Origin of the sequence: Methanobrevibacter sp. (assembly GCF_045644645.1) — an archaeon.
GTDB lineage: Archaea > Methanobacteriota > Methanobacteria > Methanobacteriales > Methanobacteriaceae > Methanocatella.
On the sequence record NZ_JAZRHE010000160.1, the window covers coordinates 1 to 5,477 of the forward strand.

5 protein-coding genes are annotated in these 5,477 nt (G+C 30.6%); all 5 read left to right on the forward strand.

Annotated features, from left to right (window positions below):
* Positions 1 to 183: 183 nt before the first annotated feature.
* The 5 genes from ACKI4K_RS10170 (at position 184) to ACKI4K_RS10190 (ending at position 5,280) form a co-directional block, all read left to right on the forward strand.
* Positions 184 to 2,445, forward strand: coding sequence for a toll/interleukin-1 receptor domain-containing protein (locus tag ACKI4K_RS10170; RefSeq protein WP_407424772.1), 2,262 nt, complete (start codon positions 184 to 186; stop codon positions 2,443 to 2,445).
* A 15-nt stretch (positions 2,446 to 2,460) separates the two neighbouring features.
* Complete coding sequence (locus ACKI4K_RS10175) at positions 2,461 to 3,396, forward strand: toll/interleukin-1 receptor domain-containing protein (protein WP_407424773.1); 936 nt, start codon at positions 2,461 to 2,463, stop codon at positions 3,394 to 3,396.
* A 369-nt stretch (positions 3,397 to 3,765) separates the two neighbouring features.
* Positions 3,766 to 4,305, forward strand: a complete 540-nt coding sequence (locus tag ACKI4K_RS10180; RefSeq protein ID WP_407424774.1) for a BspA family leucine-rich repeat surface protein — start codon at positions 3,766 to 3,768, stop codon at positions 4,303 to 4,305.
* Positions 4,306 to 4,520: 215 nt separating this feature from the next.
* Entirely contained in the window at positions 4,521 to 4,718 is a 198-nt protein-coding gene (locus ACKI4K_RS10185) for a hypothetical protein (RefSeq protein WP_058738427.1), read from the forward strand.
* Positions 4,702 to 5,280, forward strand: a complete 579-nt coding sequence (locus tag ACKI4K_RS10190; protein WP_407424775.1) for a zeta toxin family protein — start codon at positions 4,702 to 4,704, stop codon at positions 5,278 to 5,280. Before ACKI4K_RS10185 ends, ACKI4K_RS10190 begins: the two co-directional genes overlap by 17 nt.
* The last annotated feature ends 197 nt before the right edge of the window (positions 5,281 to 5,477 follow it).

Below are 5,477 nucleotides of genomic sequence, written 5' to 3' on the forward strand. Positions count from 1 at the left end.
TTCTAAAATAATGTATTATCTAATATTTTAGGGATTAATAAAAAATAAGTAATTTACAATAGTAATAATGCTTGTTATGTGATAATAACTACCTTTAGAAATACTAATGGAAGTAAAGGCATAATGGTGATGATAATGGGGTTTTTAAATAATATAAAAAATACTTTTAACTAGGGGATTATAATGGCACATGATGTTTATGTTTGCTATGATGATGAGGATTTGGAAGTTGCTCAAGATGTTGTTGATTATTTTGAAAAAAACAATGTCGAGTGTTGGTATAGAGAGCGAAACATGGTTCAGGGTTTAGATGGCGTAATAGTTGATACAATTAACAAATCCAAACTTTTTGTACTGATTTTGTCGGACAATGCTAATTTTTCAAATGCCGTTAAATCTGATATTGTTATAGCATTTAAATCCCAGATACCTGTTTTTACCTTCAAAATAGATGATTGTGTAATAGATGGTCAAATCGAATTTTTCATTTCATTTAACAACAGTATTGATGCTCAATTAAATTATCGCAATGAACTTGAAACGTTATTTGAGAAATCCAGTAAAATATTGGAAGGGGAGGGCAGTGACAATGAACCTCAACATGATGTTTATATCTGCTATGGCGAGGATGATTTAACGGTAGCTGAAGGCATTGCGAATTATTTTGAAGAGAATGGCATAATCTCATGGTATAAATATAGAAACATGATTGGAGATTCGGTTTGTGAAATAATAAGCGCCATCAACGATTGTAAACTTGTTGTTTTCATATATTCCTCAAATTCAAAACACGATGATTACGCGAATGTTGAAGTGGACATTGCATTTACAGAAAACAAACCCATTTTCGTATTCGCCATTGATGAATCCAGATTAGATGGTTATCTTGAATTCTTTTTAAATAATAAACATTGGATTGAGGCATATCCCAACTATCAGGAAAAATATGAAAATCTATTAGGTGATTGTTTAAAAATATTAGGCAAACCTGCAAATTTTTCTAAAGGAATCAATTTAAAATCAAAATTAAGAAAATCCTTTAAAAGGAAAGTTGGCAGCGACAAATCCCTAAAAGTAAAACTGAAAAATGATGAAAGATTCACTCATGATGCATATATTTCCTATTCTTCATGGGACAGTATTATTGCAGAGGAGGCTTGTTGCAAACTGGAAGACAGCAAGCTTAAATGTTGGATTTCACCTAGGGATATTGCCGGAGGTGAAGATACTTTTAAAAGCATCATGAATGGGATAAAAAATGCAAAATTTTTTGTTTTGATATTTTCAAAATATTCACAAGACAGTGAGTTCGTTAAACATGAATTGAAAATTGCATTCAATCTACATAAACCTGTAATTTCATTCAAGGTCGATGAATCATATCCTTATGGTGAAATGAGTTATTTTTTAAAAAATAAGTATTGGCTGGATGCTTATCCGGATTGGAGAGGTGGATTGGATTATTTAAAAGATGAGGCATTAAGAATTGTAAGTGAAACAGGAACAAGGCCTATGGGAAAATTGACAAACAGTAAACTCATACCTGGTGTTGGCAGACAACCTAATCCTGCTTATAGAGGAGATGGAGAATATATTTTTGTCAGTTATGCTCACAAGGATAATGAAATCGTATTTCCGGAAATCGGACGTTTTCAGGATTTGGAATATAATGTATGGTATGATGAAGGAATCGGTGCTGGTAATGAATGGTTAAAAGACATAGTGGCACACCTGAAAGGATGTAAAACATTCATAGTTTTTGTAACAAACAATTCCATGGCTTCTGAAAATGTTCAAAAGGAAATAAAATACGCTGTAAAGCACAAAAAGAAAATCATCCCAATATATCTTGAAGATGAAAATGAAATAGTGATGGATGAGGATATTGAATTTGAACTGTCTTTTCTTGATGCAATACACAAAACAGAACTCGGTGAAGATGAATATATCATGGAGTTTAAAAATATCATCGGTGAGTCCTCAGTTAATGATGCTATTGTACAAACAAACTATGGGTTAAATCCAGCTTATCGCGGTAATGACAAATATATTTTTGCAAGTTTCAAGGCAGGGGATGAAAATATTGAATTTGAGCAAATAAGGATTCTTCAATATCTGGAATATAATGTTTTCTATGATGATTGGAATATAGATCCTAAAAATTATATAGAAGAAATGGCTGACTATTTAAATCGTTGTGAAATATTTCTTGTTTTCATAACAAATAAATCAATGGCCTCAGAGAATATTCGAAATCAAATCAAATATGCAATAAGGAATAATAAAAACATTATTGCGATATATTTGGAAAGTCCTGATAAAATTGAAATGTATGAAAGCATCAAATTTGAACTGTCAAAAATTGACACGATAAATAAAACAGCAATGGCTAAGGATGAATATATTTTAAAACTCATACAATCAATTAAGAAGTTCAATTTTTAATTATAGGTGATGTTGATGGGCATTAAAGATAAATTAAAGGGGTTAACTGAATCAAATCAAAAAGAAGTGAAAGAAAATAATAATGTTTTATATGGAGAATATGATGTTTTCATCTCATATTCCACTAAAAATACAGATACTGCAAATAAAGCATGTTATGCATTGGAACAAAATGGATTGCGTTGCTGGATTGCACCTAGAAACATTATTTCTACCTCAGATTTTGAAAGCCAAATTCCTGAGGCAATTAAGAATTCAAAAATTGTGGTTTTGATTTTTTCAGGATATGTCCAAGAAAGCAGATTCGTAAATAATGAAATAAAAACTGCATTCATTGAAAATAAGCCAATCATTCAGTTCTGCATCGATGAGGCGTTTCCGGAAGATGACCTGTACTACTATCTTAATGGTCAAAGTGCAATATCTGCCTATCCGCAACCTGAAAAACATTTGGAAACATTAGTCAAAGATGCATTCAAACTCCTGAATTTAGATGATGAAAGTAAAGAGGATAATAATCCTTTGGCAGCTTATGAAGGTGATGACAAGTATATTTTTGTAAGCTATATTCACAAAGACCGTGAATTGGTATTTCCAGATATCAGACAATTTCAAAATCTCGGATACAATGTTTACTATGACAGCGAAACATGCGAAACGAAAAATAGTCGCATTGCCCGTTTAAAGAATTGTGAAATTTTCATAGTTTTTGTAACAAATGAGTCAATTGCATCCGAACTCATACAAAAGGAAATAAAATATGCAGTAAAGCATAAAAAGAAGATCATCCCAATATATCTTGAGGATTTTGATGAAATAGAAATGGAAGATGATATTGATTTCGAATTATCAGTTCTTCAGGGAATAATCAAAACAACACTGGATAATGAGGAATATGTCTTTAAATTCACAGAAGCATTCGGGAATTTTGGGATTGACATTCCAGAATGAGTTGGGGTGTGGTTATTGGATGAAAAAATGTAGCGCATGTAATTTGATTTAACATATTTGTGGTTGGTGATTAGGATATTTTCTGGTTGATGATTAATTTTTAAATATTGATTAAATTGATTATTTCATTAATTAAACCAGTTTAATTAAAATAAAAAATTTATGATATTTGATGATTAATGTTTTGTGAATAAATTTATTATCATGATCATCGAATACACTTTCCACATTGCATTAATCATAAAGTTGCCAGTTATTTAATGCAGATAAATCAACCAGACCAGAACATAACTTTACTTATTTTAAATACTTCAATTAACAAAGGTACTATTAAACAAAAAGGGGGGGGTTGAAATAACAAGCAGATATTTGAAAGAATTTGAAAAGTTAAACACGACCACCGAAAGCATTTATGATCTAGGTGATTTTAAAGTCCTCATCATATTGAAAGATGGAACAAACCTAACGGACTGGAAAGATGTTGAAAATATCAAAGACATTATCTTTGTTAGTGAAAATTTATCTGATTATATAAGTTTAGGTAGATATGAAGGTTTTAAATCCCTTAAGGCCATTGTAACTCCTGAAATATCTGATGAATTAACCCGCATTGGAGGGATGTTTACTGGTTGTTCTAGTTTGGTTGATTTGTCTCCGTTATCTGGTTGGGATACTTCAAAAGTAACTGACATGAGTTGGATGTTTGGGGGTTGTTCTGCTTTGGTTGATTTGTCACCATTATCCAATTGGGATACTTCAAAAGTAACTGACATGAGTGGGATGTTTGAAGACTGTTCTGGTTTGGTAGATTTGTCTGATTTGAGTGGGTGGAATGTTTCTAATGTAAAATATATGGATGACATGTTTAAAGGCTGCAAGTCTTTAAAAGAATATCCTGAATGGTATTAAATTGATTTCAATTTTTGACAAACTCCTTAATAAAAAATTACATCATAGATACAAGTCAAAACAATAAACCTATTTTTCCATTCACGTTTTGAATATTGCTATACTTAACATTCAAGAAAAGATGAGTGTATTTTGCATTAACTCTCACTTCAAAAATATTTATTATTAATGAAGTTGATACTTTATATTACAATTAGTGATAAGGAGGATTTGTTTTGGTTGAAGAAAATGAATTAGATTCTACATATGGAATTTCTGATGAAGAACTCACGGAAAGATTTAAAGCATCTATTAAAATTGATCAGGATATATGTAAGATTAAAGGACTTCCTATTGCTGGTTATGATGATGAAAATAAACGTGCTTATTTAGAGTATCCTGATGGAAGGAGAGTTTATGTCTCAGAAAAGTAGACTTCCTGAAGTTATGGTTTTTGCAGGTCCTAATGGCAGTGGCAAAACCACAATAACACGTATGGCAAAAACTGTAGGTGTTTATATAAATGCTGACGATATTAAAAAATCAAGTTTATGCAGTGATTTGGAGGCTGCACAAAAAGCTGAAGAACTCAGAAAATCAATGCTGGAAAAAGGTGAAGATTTCACATTTGAAACAGTGCTTTCTACAGATAGAAATCTGAAGTTACTTCAAAAGGCTAAAGAAAAAGGATACTTTTTAAGATGCATCTATGTTCTCACAGATGATTATGAAATAAATATCGCAAGAGTAAGAATGCGGGAATCCATGGGTGGTCATGGAGTTCCTGAAGATAAAATCAAATCAAGATATGAAAAAGCGCTTAATTTAATTCCTGATTTGGTTGAAATTTGTGATATTGTCCATATTTATGACAATACTAATGTTCCATTTAGAATATTCAAGAAAAGAAAAGATGTGTATTATCATTGGGAGAATAAATATTGGAGTTATTCAGATATTGAAAAACTCACTGGAATAAAAGAATATGAAAATTAGTATTTGGTAAATATGCAATTATTCTTCTAGTTACCATTTGTAAATAAAATTTTAAAAATACACTTACTTTATAAATGAAATTTTTAATTACTAAAATCCTGATAAATAGTAACTATACATTTTTTCGATGACTTCCTTTTAGTAAGTATATAAATGTTTGTATATTTGCAATTTTTACCATATTTTTACAAATAATT